Below are 17,806 nucleotides of genomic sequence, written 5' to 3'. Positions count from 1 at the left end.
TTCTCCGGCGGGGTGTTGCTGTGGTAAGGTGCAGTTTCCAACAACACTTTCCCACTGCGGAACACGGAGAATATCGTGAGCAACAAAGGGCAGCTTCTACAAGACCCCTTCCTGAACACATTGCGCCGCGAGCATGTGCCCGTTTCGATCTACCTGGTCAACGGCATCAAGCTGCAGGGACAGATCGAATCGTTCGACCAGTACGTCGTGCTGCTGCGCAATACCGTCACGCAGATGGTCTACAAGCACGCGATCTCCACCATCGTTCCCGGCCGCGCCGTCAATTTCCAGGCGGCTGAAAACACCGAGGGCGGTTCCTGACGTCGAGCCCGCAGGAAGCGGGCTGCGCACCCACGGCCTTTGACTTCCCAGACCACTGACCGCCCACCGGCGTCCGCGATCCTCGTGGGCGTCGACCTGGGCCTGCCGCATTTCGACCGCGAACTGCATGAGCTCGGCGAGCTCGCGCAGACGGCCGGGCTCGCGCCCGTCGCCCGCGTCACCTGCAAGCGCCAGGCGCCCGACGCCAAGCTGTTCATCGGCAGCGGCAAGGCCGACGAGATCAAGGCGCTGGCGGAAGAGCTGGGCGCCACCGAAATCCTGTTCGACCAGGCCCTCAGCCCTGGCCAGCAGCGCAACCTCGAGAAGCACCTCGACCGCCCGGTCAACGACCGCACGCTGCTGATCCTGGAGATCTTCGCGCAGCGCGCCCGCAGCCACGAAGGCAAGCTGCAGGTGGAGCTCGCGCGGCTGCAGTACGTCAGCACGCGGCTGGTCCGCCGCTGGTCGCACCTGGAGCGGCAGACCGGCGGCGCGGGCGTGCGCGGCGGCCCGGGCGAAAAGCAGATCGAGCTGGACCGCCGCATGATCGGCGACGCCATCAAGCGCACGCGCGAACGCCTGCAGAAGGTCAAGCGCCAGCGCAGCACCCAGCGCCGCCAGCGCGAGCGGCGAGGCGCCTTCAACATCTCGCTGGTCGGCTACACCAACGCCGGCAAGTCCACGCTGTTCAATGCGCTGGTCAAGGCGCGCGCGTATGCGGCCGACCAGCTGTTCGCCACGCTGGACACCACCACACGCCAGCTCTTCCTTGCCGACGAGGACTACGAGGAGGGCGTCGCCCCCGGCCGCTCGGTGTCGCTGTCCGACACGGTCGGCTTCATCCGCGACCTGCCGCACGGGCTGATCGACGCCTTCCGCGCCACGCTGCAGGAGGCCGCCGACGCCGACCTGCTGCTGCACGTGGTGGACGCCGCCAACCCGAACCACCCGGAGCAGGTCGAGGAGGTGCAGCGCGTGCTGCACGAGATCGGCGCGGCCGAGGTGCCGCAGGTGATCGTCTTCAACAAGGTCGACGCGTTGGCGCCGGGGCAGCAGCCGCGGGCCGAAAGCGACACCTTCGAGCTCGAGGGGCGGCGCTTCCCGCGCGTCTTCGCGAGCGCGAAGACCGGGGCGGGCCTGGCGGAACTGCGCCGGGTGCTGGCCCGCGAGGTGCTGCGGCGGGACAAGCCCGCCGAAGGCGAGTCGGCGGGCCTGCACGAAACCGCCGCCTGATTCGGCGAGAATGCCGCCGTCGGAACGAACAAAGAGAACGAACCGGATGAAGCTCCCCTTTCCCCGCCTGCGGTGGGGCATGTTCAACCTGAACGACCCCCGCTGGGGCCGTGGCGGCGACGAGAACGGCAAGGACGGCGGCAAGCGTCCCGAGGACGGCCGCGGCCAGGGCAACCAGGGCCCGCCCGACCTCGACGAGCTGTGGCGCGACTTCAACCGCAAGCTGGGTGGCCTCTTCGGCGGCCGCAAGCGCGGCGGCGGCGACTTCAACGGCGGCGGCGGCGGCGGCGGCGGCAACTTCCCGCCCGACATGCGCAGCGCCGGCATCGGCGCGGGCCTCGTCGTCGCGGTGGTCGTCCTGATCTGGCTGGGCACCGGCTTCTTCATCGTGCAGGAAGGCCAGCAGGCCGTCATCACGCAATTCGGCCGCTACAAGGCGACGGTGGGCGCCGGCTTCAACTGGCGGCTGCCGTACCCGATCCAGCGCCACGAGACCATCTACGTCTCGCAGATCCGCTCCGTGGACATCGGCCGCGACACGGTGGTGAAGGCCACGGGCCTGAAGGACTCGGCGATGCTCACGATGGACGAGAACATCGTCGAGATCAAGTTCGCCGTGCAGTACCGGCTGAAGGACGCGCGCGCGTATCTCTTCGAGAGCAAGAAACCCGACGATGCCGTCGTCCAGGTGGCCGAGTCGGCGGCGCGCGAAGTGGTCGGCAAGATGCGCATGGATTCGGCCCTGGCCGAGGAGCGCGACCAGATCGCGACGCGCATCCGTGGGCTGATGCAGAACACGCTGGACCGCTACAACATCGGCGTCGACGTGGTCGGCATCAACCTGCAGCAGGGCGGCGTGCGCCCGCCCGAGCAGGTGCAGGCCGCCTTCGACGACGTGCTCAAGGCCGGCCAGGAGCGCGAGCGCGCCAAGAACGAGGCCCAGGCCTATGCCAACGACGTGATCCCGCGCGCGGTGGGCGCCGCGTCGCGCCTGACGCAGGAGGCCGACGGCTACAAGTCGCGCATCGTCGCGCAGGCGCAGGGCGATTCGCAGCGCTTCAAGTCGCTGCTCACGGAATACCAGCGCGCGCCGCAAGTCACGCGCGACCGGCTCTACATCGAGGCCATGCAGCAGATCTACGGCAACGTCACCAAGGTGCTGATCGAGTCGCGCCAGGGCTCGAACCTGCTGTACCTGCCGCTCGACAAGATCATGCAGCTGGTGGCCGCGGGCGGCGTCGTCACCACCGACCCGTCGTCTTCGTCGTCGACGGGCGCCTCGACGGTGCCGGCAACCCCGTCCACCAGCGAACAGCGCAGCCGCGACAACGCACGCTCGCGCGAGAGGGAGAGCCGCTGATGAACCGCGTCGGATTCTTCGTTTCCTCCGCGCTGGTGCTGCTGGCGCTCCTGAGCTCGATGCTCTTCGTCGTCGACCAGCGCCAGTTCGGCGTGGTCTACGCGCTGGGCGAGATCAAGGACGTCATCACCGAGCCGGGCCTCAATTTCAAGCTGCCGCCGCCGTTCCAGAACGTCAGCTACATCGACAAGCGCCTGCTCACGCTGGACAGCCCCGACACCGAGCCCATGCTCACGCTGGAAAAGCAGCGCATGGTGATCGACTGGTACGTGCGCTGGCGCATCACCGACCCGCGCGCGTACATCCGCAACGTGGGCCTGGACGAAGCCGCGGGTGCCAACCAGCTCAATCGCGTGGTGCGCAACGCCTTCCAGGAGGAGATCAACCGCCGCACGGTGCGCGAGCTGCTCTCGTCCAAGCGCGAACAGCTCATGGCCGACGTCAAGCGCGAGGTGCTCGAGCAGGTCAAGGGCGCGCGGCCCTGGGGCATCGACGTGATCGACGTTCGCATCACGCGCGCCGACTACGTCGAGGCGATCACCGAGTCGGTCTACCGCCGCATGGAGGCCGAGCGCAAGCGCGTCGCCAACGAGCTGCGCTCCACCGGCGCGGCCGAGGGCGAGAAGATCCGCGCCGACGCCGACCGCCAGCGCGAGGTGACGGTGGCCAACGCCTACCGCGACGCGCAGAAGATCAAGGGCGAGGGCGACGGCCAGGCCGCCGCGATCTACGCCGAAGCGTTCGGCCGCGACGCGCAGTTCGCGCAGTTCTACCGCAGCCTGCAGGCGTACATCGCGAGCTTCGGCAAGAAGGGCGACGTGATGATCATCGACCCGAACAGCTCCGACTTCTTCAAGGCCTTCCGCGGGGGCGGGGCCGGTGGCGCGGCGCCTGCGCCCGGCAAGAAGTAGGGCAGCGGCGCTTGGACTGGGACGCGCTCTGGACCGCGTGCGCCCTCGTGCTCGTCATCGAGGGCCTCTTTCCGTTCCTCTCGCCCGGCGGCTGGAAGCGCACCTTCGCGCGGCTGCTGGAGCTGGAGGAGGGGCAGCTTCGCTTCTTCGGCCTGTGCAGCATGATGCTGGGCCTGGCGCTGTTCTGGTTCGTGTCCTCCTGACGCGCCCCTTCGGGAATACCCGGAGGCGGCGCGTACAATACGTTTTTTAACAGCGTCCCTAGACCATGTCCGCCTGGGTCCTGCCGGATCACATCGCCGACGTCCTGCCTTCGGAAGCAAGGCACATCGAGGAACTCAGGCGCCAGTTGCTCGACACCGCGCGCGGCTACGGCTGCGAGCTGGTGATGCCGCCGCTGCTGGAACACCTGGAATCGCTCCTCACCGGCACCGGCGAGGCGCTCGACCTGCAGACCTTCAAGCTCGTCGATCAGCTCTCGGGCCGCATGATGGGCCTGCGCGCCGACACCACGCCGCAGGTGGCGCGCATCGACGCGCACCTGCTCAATCGCACCGGCGTCGCTCGCCTTTGCTACTGCGGCCCGGTGCTGCACACGCGCCCCGACCGCCCGCATGCCACGCGCGAGCCGCTGCAGTTCGGCGCGGAAATCTACGGCCATGCCGGCCTCGAGGCGGACCTCGAGGCGCTGCTCCTCGCGCTGGATTGCCTGAAGGCCACGCGCGCCGGCGACCTCACGGTGGACCTGGCCGACGTGCGGATCGTGCGCTCGCTGCTGGCCGGCGTGCCCGTCGACGCATCGGTGATCGCCCAGGTGCACGCCGCGCTGGCCGCCAAGGACGCGGGAGGCCTGAAGTCGCTGACGAAGCATTTCCCTGCCGGCGCTCGCGAGGGCCTGGCCACGCTGCTGTCGCTGTACGGCGATGCCAAGGTGCTCGACGAAGCGAAGAAGGTGCTGCCGAAGTCGTCGCAGCTGAACGAGGCGATCGAGCAGCTGAAATGGCTCGCCCGCCACGTGCAGGGCGCGAAGGTCACGTTCGACCTGGCCGACCTGCGCGGCTATGCGTACTACAGCGGCGCGCGCTTCGCGATCTACACGCCGGGTGCGAGCGACGCACTGGTGCGCGGCGGCCGCTACGACGAGGTCGGCGCGGTGTTCGGCCGCAACCGGCCGGCCGTGGGCTTCAGCCTGGACGTGAAGGAACTGGCGGGCGTGGCGGCCAAGCCACCGCTCAAGGCCGCCATCCGCGCGCCGTGGCTGGACGACTCCCCGGCTGCCGCGCAACTGCTCGAGGCGATCACGAAACTGCGCGCGCAGGGCGAGACGGTGGTGTGCGTGCTGCCCGGCCACGAGAGCGAAGTGGACGAATTCCAATGCGACCGCCAGTTGGTGTCCGAAAGCGGCACTTGGCGCGTCAAGCCGATCTGAACGAATTCCGGGAATCGAAGCTGTGATGACGAAGACGAAGGGCCGCAACGTGGTCGTGGTCGGCACCCAATGGGGTGACGAGGGCAAGGGCAAGCTGGTCGACTGGCTGACCGAGATGGCCCAGGGGGTGGTGCGCTTCCACGGCGGCCACAACGCCGGCCACACGCTGGTGATCAACGGCGTGAAGACGGCGCTGCACCTGATCCCCAGCGGCATCATGCGCCCTGGCGTCAAGTGCTACATCGGCAACGGCGTCGTGCTGTCGGCTGCCAAGCTGTTCGAGGAGATCGAAGGCTTGGAGAAGATCGGCGTGGAGGTGCGTTCGCGCCTTCGCATCAGCGAGGCCTGCCCGCTGATCCTGCCGTTCCACGCGGCGCTGGACATCGCGCGCGAAGCGCGGCGCGAGCGGGGCGGCACCGAGAAGATCGGCACCACCGGCCGCGGCATCGGGCCTGCGTACGAGGACAAGATCGCCCGCCGCGCGCTGCGCGTGCAGGACCTGAAGTACCCCCAGCGCTTCGCCGACAAGCTCAAGGAGCTTCTGGACCTGCAGAACTTCATGCTGACCCAGTACCTGGGCGCGACGGCGATCGACTACCAGCAGGTGCTGGACGAATCGATGCGCCATGGCGAACTGCTCAAGCCGATGATGGCCGACGTGTCGCGCGAGCTCAACGAAGCGCACCGCAACGGCGACAACCTGCTGTTCGAAGGCGCGCAAGGCACGCTGCTGGACGTCGACCACGGCACCTACCCGTACGTGACGTCCAGCAACTGCGTGGCGGGCAACGCGGCGGCGGGCGCGGGCGTGGGCCCCGGCATGCTGCACTACATCCTGGGCATCACCAAGGCGTACTGCACGCGCGTGGGCGGCGGGCCGTTCCCCACCGAACTCGACTGGCAGACGCCGGGCACGGTGGGCCACCACCTGTCCACCGTCGGTGCGGAAAAGGGCGTCACCACGGGCCGCTCGCGCCGCTGCGGCTGGTTCGACGCGGCCTTGCTCAAGCGTAGCGCGCAGGTCAATGGCCTGTCGGGCCTGTGCATCACCAAGCTCGACGTGCTGGACGGCCTGAAGGAGCTGCAGCTGTGCACCGGCTACGAGCTGGACGGCGAGCACACCGACATCCTGCCGCTCGGCGCCGACGAGATCGCGCGCTGCAAGCCGGTCTACGAGACCATGGAAGGCTGGACGCAGAGCACGGTGGGCGTGACGCAATACGACAAGCTGCCTGTCAATGCACGTTTGTACCTGCAGCGGATCGAGCAGGTCACGGGCGTGCCCGTCGATATCATCTCGACCAGCCCGGACCGCGACCACACCATCATGATGCGGCACCCGTACCTGGCCTGAGGAGGACAAGGCGATGTTGACCGAGGACGGCAAGCACCTGTACGTCAGCTACGACGAGTACCACAACCTGATCGAGAAGCTGGCGATCAAGGTGCACCAGTCGGGCTGGGAGTTCGACACCATCCTGTGCCTCGCACGGGGCGGCATGCGCCCCGGCGACATCCTCTCGCGCATCTTCGACAAGCCGCTGGCGATCATGTCGACCAGCTCCTACCGCGCCAACGCGGGCACGGTGCAAAGCCACCTCGACATCGCGCGCTACATCACCACGCCCAAGGGCGAGATCGCGGGCAAGGTGCTGCTGGTGGACGACCTCGCGGATTCCGGCGTCACCCTGAACGCCGTCGTGGAAATGCTTCGCAGCAACTACAAGCCGATCACCGAGCTGCGCACCGCGGTGATCTGGACCAAGGGCCTGAGCAAGTTCCAGCCGGACTATTCGGTGGAGTTCCTGCCCACGAACCCGTGGATCCACCAGCCGTTCGAGGCGTACGACGCGATGCGGCCGCAGCAGCTGATGCAGAAGTGGAAGATCTGACGCGCCGCTAGCGGCGCAGGTTGGCCGCGAGGCCCCACAGCAGGACCAGGTACGCGGGCAGGGCGAAGAAAAGTCCCCAGTTCAGCACCCACGTCACGCGGTTGAGGGTCGGGTCCTTCGAGTGGATCGTCTCGTATTCGCGGCGGCTGGCCGCCTCCCAGGTGAACGCGACGGCCAGGACCGCCGCCACGCCGGTCAGCGCCCAGCCCCACCACCGCCCCGCACCGGCGCCGATGGCAAGCGCCAGCACGGGCTGCAGCACGATCGAGAACCCGTAGGGAAACGAGAAGCCATGGCCGTTGGGCATGGCGTGAGCCTACAATTTTTCGATGGATCCGCAAGCCGCCGTCGGCTGCCTGCTCGGCACCGCGGTGGGCGATTCACTCGGCCTGCCCTTCGAAGGCCTGGGCGCGCGCCGCGCGGCTCGCCTGCTCGGTGACCCCCTGCAGCACCACCTCCTGCCCGGGCGCGGGCTGGTCTCGGACGACACCGAGCACGCCTGCTTCACCGCGCGGGCGCTCCTGCTCGGGGGCGGCGACGTCGACGCATTCGGCCGCGAACTCGCGGCATCGCTGCGTTGGTGGCTCGCCGGCCTGCCCGCGGGAATCGGCTTCGCGACCTTGCGCGCCATTGCGAAGTCGTGCGTCGGCTTCCCGCCCACGCGCAGCGGTGTGTTCTCGGCCGGCAACGGCCCGGCGATGCGCAGCCCCATCATCGGCGTGGCATGCGGGCACGACCGCGCACGGCTGAAGGCGTTCGTCCACCGGTCCACGGCGATCACGCACACCGACCCCAAGGCCTTCCACGGCGCGCTGGCGGTGGCGCTGGCGGCGCATCGCGCCGTGCCGCCCGGCGAGTACCTCGCGGACCTGCAGTCGATGCTCGAGGGCGAAGGCGCCGGCGAAATGCTCGCACTCGCGGGGCACGCCCGCGATTCCGCGGCCGGCGGTGAACCGGTCGCACGCTTCGCGGAAGCCATCGGTTCGCGCGGCGGCATCTCGGGCTACATGCTCCACACCGTGCCCTGCGTGCTGCAGGTCGCATTCCGGTTTCCCACCGATTTCGCGGCCGGCTTGCGCGAGATCATCTCGGCGGGCGGGGACACGGACACCGCGGGCGCGATCTATGGCGGTATCTCGGGCGCGCGGCTGGGGAAAGCCGCGCTCCCGCAGCACGCGCTGGACGGCATCGCCGAGTGGCCGCGCAGCATCGACTGGATCGAACGGCTGGCCACGGCGCTTGCCAGCGGCGGGCCGCCGCCGCCGTACTTCGTCCCGGGCATCCCGTTGCGCAACGCCGCCTTTCTCGCGATCGTGCTGGCCCACGGATTCCGCCGGCTGGCGCCACCCTATTGAGGCGGCGTTAGGATGACGCCCATGACCGAGAAGAAGTCGACGGGCCTCATCCACCATCCCTACATCCCGCCCGCGGGCTTTGCCTCCGCGCAGCCGGGCGTGTTCAAGGCCTCCACCGTCATCTACAAGGACGTCGCGGCGATGCGGGCGCGCGACTGGCGCTACAAGAAGGGCTACACCTACGGCCTGCACGGCACCCCCACCACCTTCCTCCTCGAGGAAAAGATCGCCACGCTGGAAGGCGGCAAGCACTGCGTGCTGTTTCCCAGCGGCCTGGCGGCGATCGCGAACGTCAGCATGGCCTTGCTGTCGTCGGGCGACGAGGTGCTCATCCCCTCGAACGTGTACGGGCCGAACAAGGCGCTGTGCGAGAACGAGTTCAAGCGCTGGGGCGTCGCGCACCAGGTCTACGACACGATGGACCCGGCCGACCTGGAGCGGCGCATCGGCCCGAAGACGAAGCTCGTGTGGCTGGAAGCGCCGGGATCGGTGTCGATGGAATTCCCGCCGGTCGACGAGCAGGCTCGCATCTGCCGGCAGAAGGGCGTGACGAGCGCACTGGACAACACCTGGGCGGGCTGCATCGCGCTGGACGGCTTCGCCATCGGTTGCGACATCGTCGTCCATGCGCTGACCAAGTACCCCAGCGGCGGGGCCGACGTCCTCATGGGCGCCGCGGTCACGCGCGACGACGCGCTCAACGAGAAGATCAAGCTGGCGCACATGCGCATCGGCTTCGGCGTGGGCGCGAACGACGCCGAAGCGATCCTGCGGTCGCTGCCCAGCCTGGAGATCCGCTACGCCGCGCAGGACGTGGCGGGCCGCGAGCTGGCGGCCTGGCTGCAGTCGCGCCCGGAGGTCGCGCAGTTGCTGCATCCCGCCTTCGCCGGCTCGCCGGGGCATGAGCACTGGCAGCGCCTGTGCGGCGGCAAGGCGGCCGGGCTGTTTTCCGTCGTGCTGGACGCCAGGTACTCGCAGGCGCAGGTGGACCGGTTCTGCGATGCCCTGAAGCTTTTCAAGCTCGGCTACTCCTGGGGCGGGCCGGTGAGCCTGGTCGTTCCCTACGAGATGCCGCAGATCCGCCTCGCGCAGCACTGGAAGCACAAGGGCGTGCTGGTGCGCTTTTCCATCGGGCTGGAGGATGCCGCCGACCTGCGCGCCGACCTCGAACAGGCATTGGAGCAAATGAAATGAAGAAACGGGGATTCATCGCCGCCATCGCGGCGGGGGCGGCGCTGCCGCTGGCAGCGGGTGCGCAGCAGGCCAAGGGCCTCAAGGGGCCGGCGCTGCTCACGGTGACGGGCGCCATCGGCAAGCCCAATCGCGGCGCGATGGACGGCGTGATGGACCAGATGATGGCCAAGCAGAAGCTGAAGTTCGACAAGGCGCATGCCTTCGACTTCGCCGCGCTCGCGGCCATGCCGGCCGTCACGATCCGGCCGACGCTCGAATACGACAAGAAGCCGCACGAGCTGCGCGGGCCGCTGCTCGCCACGGTGCTGCAGGCCGCGGGCGCGACGGGCACGAAGCTCGCGACCCGCGCCGTCGACGGCTATGCGCCCACGATCAGCGTGGCGGACGCGCAGAAGTACCGCTTCATCGTCGCCACGCACCTCGATGGCCAGCCCATGCCGCTGGGCGGCTTCGGCCCGCTGTGGGCGATCTACGAGGCGGACAAGTTCGCGGACATGGCCGCGAAGCCGGTGGACCAGCGCTTTGCCCAGTGCCCCTGGGGCCTGTACCACATCGACGTGCAGGCCTAGCCTTTCAGGACCTCCAGCGCCGCGCGCCGCATCGACGCCGGCGAGCGGTCCGCCAGCACCACGGGCTTCGCCTGCGCATAGTGCTTGAAGTTGCGCTGGATCGACGACGCATAGCCCGGGTCGTAGTGCTTCACGAGCAGTTCGCGCACCACCGGCATGAAGTCGCCGGCGCGCACGCTGGCCTTCCATCCCTCGACCAGCGCCTTGCCGCGCAACTCCACCAGCGCATCGAGCCGGCCGCAGAAAAGAGGGGCGTCCTTCACGAAGAAGTCGTAGTCCTCCATGAGCAGCGCCACGCGCTCCTCCTCGGCCAGTTCCAGCCGCACGCAGTCGCTGGCGCGCATCCAGGCGATGAGCGCCTCGGGCACGGCGACGTTGCCCACCTTCTTGCTCTCGCTTTCCACGAAGACCGGCCGCGCGGGATCGAAGCCGCGCAGCGCTTCCCACACCAGGGTGTCGAAGCGCTTCTGCGTGGGCTGCGCCACGCCCGGGATGATGCCGAGCACGGAGCTGCGGTGGTTGGCGAGCGCCTCCAGGTCCAGCACCTGGGCGCCCAGGTCCTCGAGCGCATGCAGCAGCCGCGTCTTGCCCGAGCCCGTGGGCCCGCAGACGACGCGAAACCGCAGGCGATGCGCCAGGTCCGGGATCTGCGCCAGCACCTCCGCGCGGAAGGCCTTGTAGCCGCCTTCGACCACGTGCACGCGAAAGCCCACCTGGTCGAGCACCAGCGCCAGCGAGCCGCTGCGCTTGCCGCCGCGCCAGCAGTACGCCAGCGGCTTCCAGCCCTTGGGCTTGTCCAGCACGTGCGCGTCGATGTGCCGCGAGATGTTGGCCGCGACCATCGCGGCGCCGCGCTTCTTCGCCTCGAAGGGGCTGACCTGCTTGTAGACCGTGCCGATTTCCTTGCGCTGCGCGTTGTCCAGCGACGGCCAGTTCACCGCGCCGGGCAGGTGGTCCTCGGCGAATTCGTCCTCGCTGCGCGCGTCGATGACGGTGTCGAAGTCGGCCAGCCGCGCGATGGCGTCGGCGGCGCTGATCGCCTGCACGGTCATAGCAGCTTCTTCAGCCCGGGCCAGACGTTGTCGAGCATGCGCGGGTGGGCCTTGGCCACCGGGTGGATGCGGTCGGCCTGGAACAGTTCCGGTGCATTCGGCGCATCCGCGATGCCGGCGATGATGGACGGCACCGCCGCCGCCTTGTGGTCCTTCGCGACCTTGCCGAAAAGCGCCTCGAAGCGCCGCGAATAGTCCGCGCCATAGTTCGGCGGCACCTGCACGCCGACCAGCAGCACCCGCGCGCCGGCTTTCTGCGCGTCCTGCGTCATGCGCGCCAGGTTGTCCTCGGTCATCTGCAGGGGCAGGCCTCGCAGGGCGTCGTTGCCGCCCAGCTCGATGACGACGACGTCGGGCTTGTGCTGCGCCAGCAGGGCCGGCAGCCGCGAGCGGCCGCCCGAGGTCGTGTCGCCGCTGATGCTGGCGTTGACCACCTTCGCGGGCGATTTCTGCCCGGCCAGGCGCTTCTCCAGCAGCGCCACCCAGCCCGAACCGCGGGCCAGGCCGTATTCGGCGCTGAGGGAGTCGCCCACCACCAGGATCGTCCGTGCGGGGGCGGCGAAAGCGGCCGCATAACCGCCGGCTAACACCGCCGCGATAAAGTGGCGGCGGCGCCACTGAACTTCCGACATGTCCGATCCCATCATTTCCGCGGAACACCTGCACAAATCCGTCACCGACTCGACGGGCACCCTCGATATTCTGCGCGATATGAGCTTCAGCCTCGCCCCGCGCGAGACGGCGGCGATCGTGGGCGCCTCGGGCTCGGGCAAGAGCACGCTGCTGTCCATCGTGGCCGGGCTCGACGTGCCCACCACGGGAACCGTGCGCCTGGCGGGAACGGACCTGTTCTCGCTGGACGAGGACGAGCGCGCGGCCCTGCGAGCGCGCGAGGTGGGCTTCGTCTTCCAGAGCTTCCAGCTGCTGGGCAACCTCACGGCGCTGGAGAACGTCATGCTGCCGCTGGAGCTGGCGGGCCGGCGCGACTCGCGCAAGGCCGCCACCGAAATGATGAAACGGGTGGGGCTGGCCGAACGCCTCGGCCACTATCCCAAGACGCTCTCGGGCGGCGAGCAGCAGCGGGTGGCGCTGGCGCGCGCCTTCGTGGTCGAGCCGGCCGTGCTGCTGGCGGACGAGCCCACGGGCAGCCTCGACTTCGCCACCGGCGAATCGGTCATGCAGCTGATGTTCGACCTGAACCGCGAACGCGGCACGACGCTGGTGCTGGTGACGCACGACCGCGGCATCGCTTCGCGTTGCGAGCGGCGCCTCACGATCGAGGCCGGCCGGATCGTCTCGGACGAGGTCAGTAGCGCCGCACCAGCGAGCGCTTGAGCGCGGCGAGGAACTGGTCCCGCTGCGTCGGCTGGTCGATGTTGCCGGCCACGGCGGTGAGGAACTCGCCGAAGTTCGCGTTGCGCGAGGCTTCCTTGCGGATGATCATCTTCGCCATCGGCCCGATGTACTTCGACAGGGCGCGTTCGATCGCGGCAGCTTCTTCACCGTCCAGTTCCAGCTGCGGATGGGGCGCGAGCTTCGACGGGCTGGTGGGGATCGACAGGTTCTTGCTGGGCGCGGTGCCGAACGGCACGCTCTTCGTCGACCCGCGCGCGACGACGGGGATGCTGGGGCCCAGGCCGCCGAACTGCGACGGGGACGAGGTGCGCTGCGAGGTGGGCGGCTTGGTGGTGGCGCGCTTGCTGCTGACCGGCTGGCTGTCGGGATGGCTCTGGCTGCTGGCGCCGGCGATGAAAGCCTCGCGCGCCTTCTGTTCCTGGATGGTCGGGGCGAGCGCCTCGCGCAGGGCGGGGATGGTGGGGGCCAGCGGCACCGCCTTCCTGACCAGCACCTTCGCCAGCGGGCCGATGTGGCGCACCAGTTCCATCTCGACGTCGTGCACGTCCTCGGCCAGCAGCGGCTGGCCCGACGGCGCGGGCTGCGTGCGGGTGTAGCCGGTGGACGGGCCTTCGCGCCGCGTGGTGGCCTGCGTCGCGCCGCTGCGCTGGTGGCCGACGGAATAGACCTCGTGCAGGCGGCCGTGCTTGTCCTCGTACTGCCCCATGTACTGGAACAGCTCGGCGGTGTCGTCGGTGATGCGCGAGATCACGTCGTAGTACGAGCGCGAGACCAGAACCTGGTTCGGCTGCGCGAAGTCCATGATGCGCTGGGCGACGTTGATGCCGTCGCCGATGACGTTAACCCGCGCGTTGATGTCGTTGATGACGCGCACCGGCCCCATGTGCAGGCCCGTGCGCAGCGTGAGGGCACGGCGCTGGCCGAGCAGGTCGCGCAGCAGCATCGCGGAATTGAGCGCCTCCTCGGGGTCGCCCAGGAAGCAGATGGCCGCGCCGTCGCCGGTGTCGATGGCGATGCGCGCGTCGTCGGGGACGCCTTTCACCGCCTTGGCGAGCACCTCGCTGAACAGCTTCTTCAGCGCCACCTGGTCCTCGACCGAGCGCTTGGAGTAACCCACCAGGTCCAGGAACATGATGGTGCAGACCAGGTTGCGGCGCTGCTGCGAGGGCGGCGAGGAGACGGCGGGCCTGTCGGCCTGGACCTCGATGTCCACCGTCTTGCCGTCGACCTTCTCCGAGCCCTGGATCGAGGCGCGCAGGATCGTGACGTTCTGCGGGCGCTTGCCTTCGTCGGGCTGCAGCGCCCAGTCGATGGCCTGCAGCAGCGACTCTCCGAAGACGCCGGCGTCGGCCAGGCCCGAGGCGGGCAGCATCGTGTCCTGCTTGACGCGCGCGGCGGACTCCACGGGCTTGCGCCCCGTGGTCATCCAGTACATCACCGCGCCGATGGAGTAGATGTCGGTCCACGGGCCCTGGTTGCCCTGCGAGTGGTACTGCTCGAAGGGCGCGAAACCGGGGCTGACGATGTTGGTGAGGTCCTTGTTGGCCGACACGCGGCGGGCCGCGCCGAAATCCAGCAGCACCGGCGTGCCGTCGGCGCGCACGTAGATGTTGTCGGGCTTGATGTCGCGGTGCAGGAAGCCCGTGTTGTGCACCGATTCCAGGCCGTCGAGCAGCGGGTAGATGATCGACAGCAGGGCCTTTTGCGACAGCGGCATGTTCTGCGGCACCCAGCGCTTGAGCGGCAGGCCCGACTCGTACTCCATGACGATGTAGGCCGTGCCGTTGTCGCGGAAGTAGCGCAGCACCCGCACGATGTTGGGGTGGCGGAAGGTGGCCAGCGCCCGCGCCTCGTCCAGGAAGCGCTCCAGGCCCCAGTCGTACTGCTCCTGGTGCTCCGGGTTCGACGAGCGCACGCGTACCACGTTGTCGGGGCCGCGCGTGACCAGCTCGCTCGGGAAGTACTCCTTGATCGCGACGGGCAGCTGCAGGTTGCTGTCGCGCGCCAGGTAGGTGATGCCGAAGCCGCCGCCGCCCAGGGGGCGCTGGATGACGTAGTCGGCCAGCGTTACGCCGGGCGGCAGGGAGGCGGCGTCGCCCTCGTTCGCGGGGGGCGGGCCAGCAGGTGCTGCATCGTTGGCCATGCCGCGCGGGCGGGAGCTACTGCTCGCCGATCATCTGCATCGCCTTTTCGAGGCTGCGACGCATGCGGTTGAAGGAACTGCCCAGCACCGCGATCTCGTCGCGGCCCTTCTCCTTGAACTCGGGCTCGTCGAAGTCGCCCGTGGAGATCTTGTCCGCCGACTCCGACATGAGGCGGATGGGGCGCACGATCAGCCACGAGAGCATGATGTTCAGGACGATGAAGACGACGACGAACACGGCGGCCAGCGACGCGAGGAACGTCGTGAGCGCATGTTCGGCCTTCTTGAACGGGACTTCCATCGGGACCGTCACCACCTGCGCGCCGATGATCTCGTTGTGCTTCCAGCCGAAGCCGTTGGCCTCGCCGTAGATCTTGACCATGGTCGGCGGCGCCATGGCGGCCGTGGTGTGGCACTGCAGGCAGGCGGCGTTGGTGATCTGGATGGGCTTGGCGATGAACAGGCTGCGGCCCAGCGAGGTCTGGCGCTCGGCCACGATCTCCTTGACGCCGGCGTCGTTGCGGAACTTGTTGACCACGTCGGCCTCCCAGTCGGCCGTGCGGTCGCGCGGGTTGGTCGGGTTGAGCGTGGCTTCCTTGTAGCTGTACTCGGTGTACTTCTTGCGCAGGGTGTTGATCGTCTCCGTGGCGGCGTAGGCCGGCACGGTCTGGGGGAGGAACACCTCCTCCATCTGCTTGATCAGGTGCGGGCGGATCTGGTCCACCGTGTACGTGCGCACGGCGCTGGCGGCCTCCATCATGAGGCGCGCGTCGCGGATCACCTCGTCGCGGGCGTTCTCCAGCAGCAGCTGGCGCGAGACGAAGCCCGCGGCCGCGAAGCCCGCGATGAACACGATGACCAGAACCAGGTTGAACTTGAGTCGCAGCCCCATCCGCTCTCCTCTGCGATGTACGACCATTTTATACATGTGGCAGGACCCTGACCCCGGATAATTCCGTGATGTCTTCCGCAAAAGTGCTCTTTGGTTTTCATGCGGTCGGTGTGAGGCTGAAAACCGCCCCGCGCTCCGTTCTCGAGGTCTACGCAGATCCCACGCGGAAGGATGCACGCATGCGGCAGTTCCTCGCGCGGGTGCAGGAAGCTGGCGTGCGCGTGATCGAGGCCGATTCGCTGCGCCTGGCGAAGCTCGCGGGCAGCCACGGCCACCAGGGCGTGGCCGCACGGGTGGAACCGCTTCCCACGACGCATTCGCTGGACGACCTTCTGGACGGCCTGCAGCAGCCGCCCTTGCTGCTGGTGCTGGACGGTGTCACCGATCCGCACAACCTCGGGGCCTGCCTGCGGGTGGCGGACGGCGCCGGCGCGCAGGCGGTCATCGCGCCGAAAGACCATGCGGTCGGCATCAATGCGACGGTCGCCAAGGTGGCCAGCGGCGCGGCCGAAACGGTGCCGTACTTCATGGTGACCAACCTCGCGCGCACGCTGGGCGAGCTGAAGGAGCGCAACATCTGGTGCATAGGCACCGCCGACGACGCGCCGCACACCATCTATCGCGCCGACCTGAAGGCGCCCGTGGCGCTGGTCCTGGGCGCCGAGGGCACGGGCATGCGGCAGCTCACGCGCAAGACCTGCGACGAGCTGGTGAGCATCCCCATGCGCGGCGGCGTCGAGAGCCTGAACGTTTCCGTCGCGGCCGGTGTGTGCCTGTACGAGGCCCTGAGGCAGCGCTCGTGAGCGATGCCGCCACGGTGCGCGGCTGGGTGCGCGCGGCGCGCCGCATCGCCGTGCTGACCGGGGCGGGCATGAGCGCCGAATCCGGCGTGCCGACCTTCCGCGATGCGCAGACGGGCTTGTGGGCGAAGTTCGACCCGCACCAGCTCGCCACCGAGGAGGCCTTCCGCGCCAATCCGCGCACGGTGTGGGACTGGTACGCGATGCGGCGCGAGATGGTCGCCAAGGTGGAACCGAACGCCGGGCACATCGCGATTGCGCAGTTCCAGCACCGCCATCCCGGCCGGCTGACGGTGATCACGCAGAACGTGGACGGCCTGCACCAGCGCGCCGGCAGCGAAGGCGTGCTGGCCCTGCACGGCAACATCGCCGACGACAAGTGGCTGGATGCGCCGCGCAGCTGCTGCAACATCGACGCGGTTTCGGCCGACCATCCGCCGCATTGCGGCCGCTGCGGCAACATGCTGCGCCCCGACGTCGTGTGGTTCGGCGAGATGCTGCCCGTGGCGGCGCTCACCGCGGCGGAAGAAGCCGCCGATTCGTGCGACCTGATGCTCGTGGTCGGCACTTCGGGCGTCGTCTACCCGGCGGCGGGCCTGGCCTACCGGGCCAGGGGCCACGTGGCCGTGATCAACCCGGAGCCCAGCGGCCTGGACGACGCGGCCCATGCCGTCCTGCGCGGCAAGGCGGCCGAACTGCTGCCGGGCCTGCTGGCCGATTGACGGCTAAACTGGCCGCCCACGAGGAGGGATCGCCATGAGACGAGCGCTCGCAGCCCTGTGCATGTTCGCCGCCGGACAGGCGTTCGCGGCCGAAAAGGCCATCGACCGCGAGGTGGTGGTGGCCGCGAAGGTCGATGCGGTGTGGCAGGCCTGGACCACGACCGAAGGCATCAAGACCTTCTTCGCGCCCGACGCCCGCGTGGAACTGCGCGTCGACGGCCCCTTCGAGATCTACTTCAACCCCTTCGCGCAGCCGGGCATGAAGGGCGCCGACGGCATGCGCATCATCGGCTTCCAGCCGCAGCGCATGCTGACCTTCACGTGGAATGCGCCGCCGCACCTGCCGGAGGCGCGCGCGAACCGCAGCGTCGTCGTCCTGCGCTTCGAACCCGTGGGCGACGCGCAGACGCGCGTGACGCTGCACCACATCGGCTGGGGCGAGGGCGGCGAATGGGACAAGGCCTACGACTACTTCAGCAAGGCCTGGCCCAACGTGCTGGGCAACCTGCAGAAGCGTTTCGCGAGCGGCCCGGTCGACTGGACCGAGTGGCTCGCGCGCATGAAGGCGACACAGTAG

The 17,806-nt window shown here is 68.9% G+C and carries 20 protein-coding genes; 15 read left to right on the top strand and 5 right to left on the bottom strand.

Translation table 11 applies throughout. The annotated features are described in order from the left end of the window. The first annotated feature begins 75 nt into the window (after positions 1-75). The 8 genes from hfq to WG903_RS14030 all read left to right on the top strand — a co-directional run bounded on the left by hfq (position 76) and on the right by WG903_RS14030 (position 7,146). The gene (gene hfq, locus WG903_RS14065; protein WP_340076413.1) at positions 76-321 is read left to right on the top strand and encodes an RNA chaperone Hfq; all 246 of its coding nucleotides are present in this window, start codon (positions 76-78) and stop codon (positions 319-321) included. A gap of 39 nt (positions 322-360) precedes the next feature. Further along, positions 361-1,554: a GTPase HflX gene (hflX, locus tag WG903_RS14060; RefSeq protein WP_340076411.1), complete on the top strand. Its 1,194-nt coding sequence runs from the start codon at positions 361-363 to the stop codon at positions 1,552-1,554. A gap of 46 nt (positions 1,555-1,600) precedes the next feature. Beyond that, positions 1,601-2,914: an FtsH protease activity modulator HflK gene (gene hflK / locus WG903_RS14055; RefSeq protein ID WP_340076409.1), complete on the top strand. Its 1,314-nt coding sequence runs from the start codon at positions 1,601-1,603 to the stop codon at positions 2,912-2,914. Continuing rightward, the gene (gene hflC, locus WG903_RS14050) at positions 2,914-3,825 is read left to right on the top strand and encodes a protease modulator HflC (protein WP_340076407.1); all 912 of its coding nucleotides are present in this window, start codon (positions 2,914-2,916) and stop codon (positions 3,823-3,825) included. The genes hflK and hflC overlap by 1 nt, the downstream gene beginning before the upstream one ends. Positions 3,826-3,836: 11 nt before the next feature. Then, positions 3,837-4,028 carry a DUF2065 domain-containing protein gene (locus tag WG903_RS14045; protein ID WP_340076405.1) on the top strand — a complete coding sequence of 64 codons (192 nt, stop codon included), beginning with the start codon at positions 3,837-3,839 and terminating at the stop codon, positions 4,026-4,028. Between the two features lie 65 nt (positions 4,029-4,093). After that, positions 4,094-5,254: an ATP phosphoribosyltransferase regulatory subunit gene (locus WG903_RS14040; protein WP_340076403.1), complete on the top strand. Its 1,161-nt coding sequence runs from the start codon at positions 4,094-4,096 to the stop codon at positions 5,252-5,254. A 25-nt stretch (positions 5,255-5,279) separates the two neighbouring features. Next, positions 5,280-6,608, top strand: coding sequence for an adenylosuccinate synthase (locus WG903_RS14035; RefSeq protein ID WP_340076401.1), 1,329 nt, complete (start codon positions 5,280-5,282; stop codon positions 6,606-6,608). A 13-nt stretch (positions 6,609-6,621) separates the two neighbouring features. Further along, positions 6,622-7,146, top strand: a complete 525-nt coding sequence (locus WG903_RS14030; protein ID WP_340076399.1) for a phosphoribosyltransferase — start codon at positions 6,622-6,624, stop codon at positions 7,144-7,146. 7 nt (positions 7,147-7,153) lie between these two features. On the opposite strand, the gene WG903_RS14025 is transcribed toward WG903_RS14030, so the two are convergent. Further along, complete coding sequence (locus WG903_RS14025) at positions 7,154-7,453, bottom strand: hypothetical protein (protein WP_340076396.1); 300 nt, start codon at positions 7,451-7,453, stop codon at positions 7,154-7,156. A gap of 22 nt (positions 7,454-7,475) precedes the next feature. On the opposite strand from WG903_RS14025, the gene WG903_RS14020 reads away from it, so the two are divergent. Genes WG903_RS14020 through WG903_RS14010 form a run of 3 tightly spaced genes read left to right on the top strand, consistent with a single transcriptional unit; the run spans position 7,476 to position 10,264 of the window. Further along, the gene (locus tag WG903_RS14020; RefSeq protein ID WP_340076394.1) at positions 7,476-8,501 is read left to right on the top strand and encodes an ADP-ribosylglycohydrolase family protein; all 1,026 of its coding nucleotides are present in this window, start codon (positions 7,476-7,478) and stop codon (positions 8,499-8,501) included. A 21-nt stretch (positions 8,502-8,522) separates the two neighbouring features. After that, positions 8,523-9,695 carry a PLP-dependent transferase gene (locus WG903_RS14015; RefSeq protein WP_340076392.1) on the top strand — a complete coding sequence of 391 codons (1,173 nt, stop codon included), beginning with the start codon at positions 8,523-8,525 and terminating at the stop codon, positions 9,693-9,695. Next, positions 9,692-10,264 (top strand): molybdopterin-dependent oxidoreductase, encoded by a 573-nt coding sequence (locus WG903_RS14010; RefSeq protein WP_340076391.1) that lies wholly within the window; start codon positions 9,692-9,694, stop codon positions 10,262-10,264. Before WG903_RS14015 ends, WG903_RS14010 begins: the two co-directional genes overlap by 4 nt. Here the strand turns inward: WG903_RS14010 and mnmH are convergent. Together mnmH and WG903_RS14000 are read right to left on the bottom strand one after the other, a co-directional pair. Beyond that, on the bottom strand, positions 10,261-11,316 hold the full coding sequence (mnmH, locus tag WG903_RS14005; protein WP_340076390.1) for a tRNA 2-selenouridine(34) synthase MnmH: 1,056 nt from the start codon (positions 11,314-11,316) through the stop codon (positions 10,261-10,263). The genes WG903_RS14010 and mnmH overlap by 4 nt on opposite strands. Further along, positions 11,313-11,948: an arylesterase gene (locus WG903_RS14000; RefSeq protein ID WP_340076388.1), complete on the bottom strand. Its 636-nt coding sequence runs from the start codon at positions 11,946-11,948 to the stop codon at positions 11,313-11,315. Before WG903_RS14000 ends, mnmH begins: the two co-directional genes overlap by 4 nt. On the opposite strand from WG903_RS14000, the gene WG903_RS13995 reads away from it, so the two are divergent. Continuing rightward, complete coding sequence (locus WG903_RS13995) at positions 11,947-12,651, top strand: ABC transporter ATP-binding protein (RefSeq protein WP_340076386.1); 705 nt, start codon at positions 11,947-11,949, stop codon at positions 12,649-12,651. The two genes, WG903_RS14000 and WG903_RS13995, sit on opposite strands and share 2 nt — an antisense overlap. Here the strand turns inward: WG903_RS13995 and WG903_RS13990 are convergent. Further along, positions 12,623-14,815 carry a protein kinase domain-containing protein gene (locus WG903_RS13990; protein ID WP_340076384.1) on the bottom strand — a complete coding sequence of 731 codons (2,193 nt, stop codon included), beginning with the start codon at positions 14,813-14,815 and terminating at the stop codon, positions 12,623-12,625. The two genes, WG903_RS13995 and WG903_RS13990, sit on opposite strands and share 29 nt — an antisense overlap. A 16-nt stretch (positions 14,816-14,831) precedes the next feature. Beyond that, positions 14,832-15,707, bottom strand: a complete 876-nt coding sequence (locus tag WG903_RS13985; RefSeq protein ID WP_340076382.1) for a c-type heme family protein — start codon at positions 15,705-15,707, stop codon at positions 14,832-14,834. 68 nt (positions 15,708-15,775) lie between these two features. Between WG903_RS13985 and rlmB the strand changes: the two genes are divergently transcribed. Genes rlmB through WG903_RS13970 form a run of 3 tightly spaced genes read left to right on the top strand, consistent with a single transcriptional unit; the run spans position 15,776 to position 17,806 of the window. Beyond that, positions 15,776-16,510, top strand: coding sequence for a 23S rRNA (guanosine(2251)-2'-O)-methyltransferase RlmB (rlmB, locus tag WG903_RS13980; protein ID WP_340076380.1), 735 nt, complete (start codon positions 15,776-15,778; stop codon positions 16,508-16,510). Beyond that, positions 16,507-17,229, top strand: coding sequence for an SIR2 family NAD-dependent protein deacylase (locus tag WG903_RS13975; RefSeq protein WP_340076378.1), 723 nt, complete (start codon positions 16,507-16,509; stop codon positions 17,227-17,229). The genes rlmB and WG903_RS13975 overlap by 4 nt, the downstream gene beginning before the upstream one ends. A 34-nt stretch (positions 17,230-17,263) precedes the next feature. Further along, positions 17,264-17,806: an SRPBCC family protein gene (locus WG903_RS13970; RefSeq protein WP_340076376.1), complete on the top strand. Its 543-nt coding sequence runs from the start codon at positions 17,264-17,266 to the stop codon at positions 17,804-17,806.

This window comes from Ramlibacter sp. PS4R-6 (genome assembly GCF_037572775.1).
GTDB lineage: Bacteria > Pseudomonadota > Gammaproteobacteria > Burkholderiales > Burkholderiaceae_C > Ramlibacter.
The sequence above is the reverse complement of the archived record's forward strand: the minus strand, read 5'-3'. Positions and strand labels throughout refer to the sequence as shown.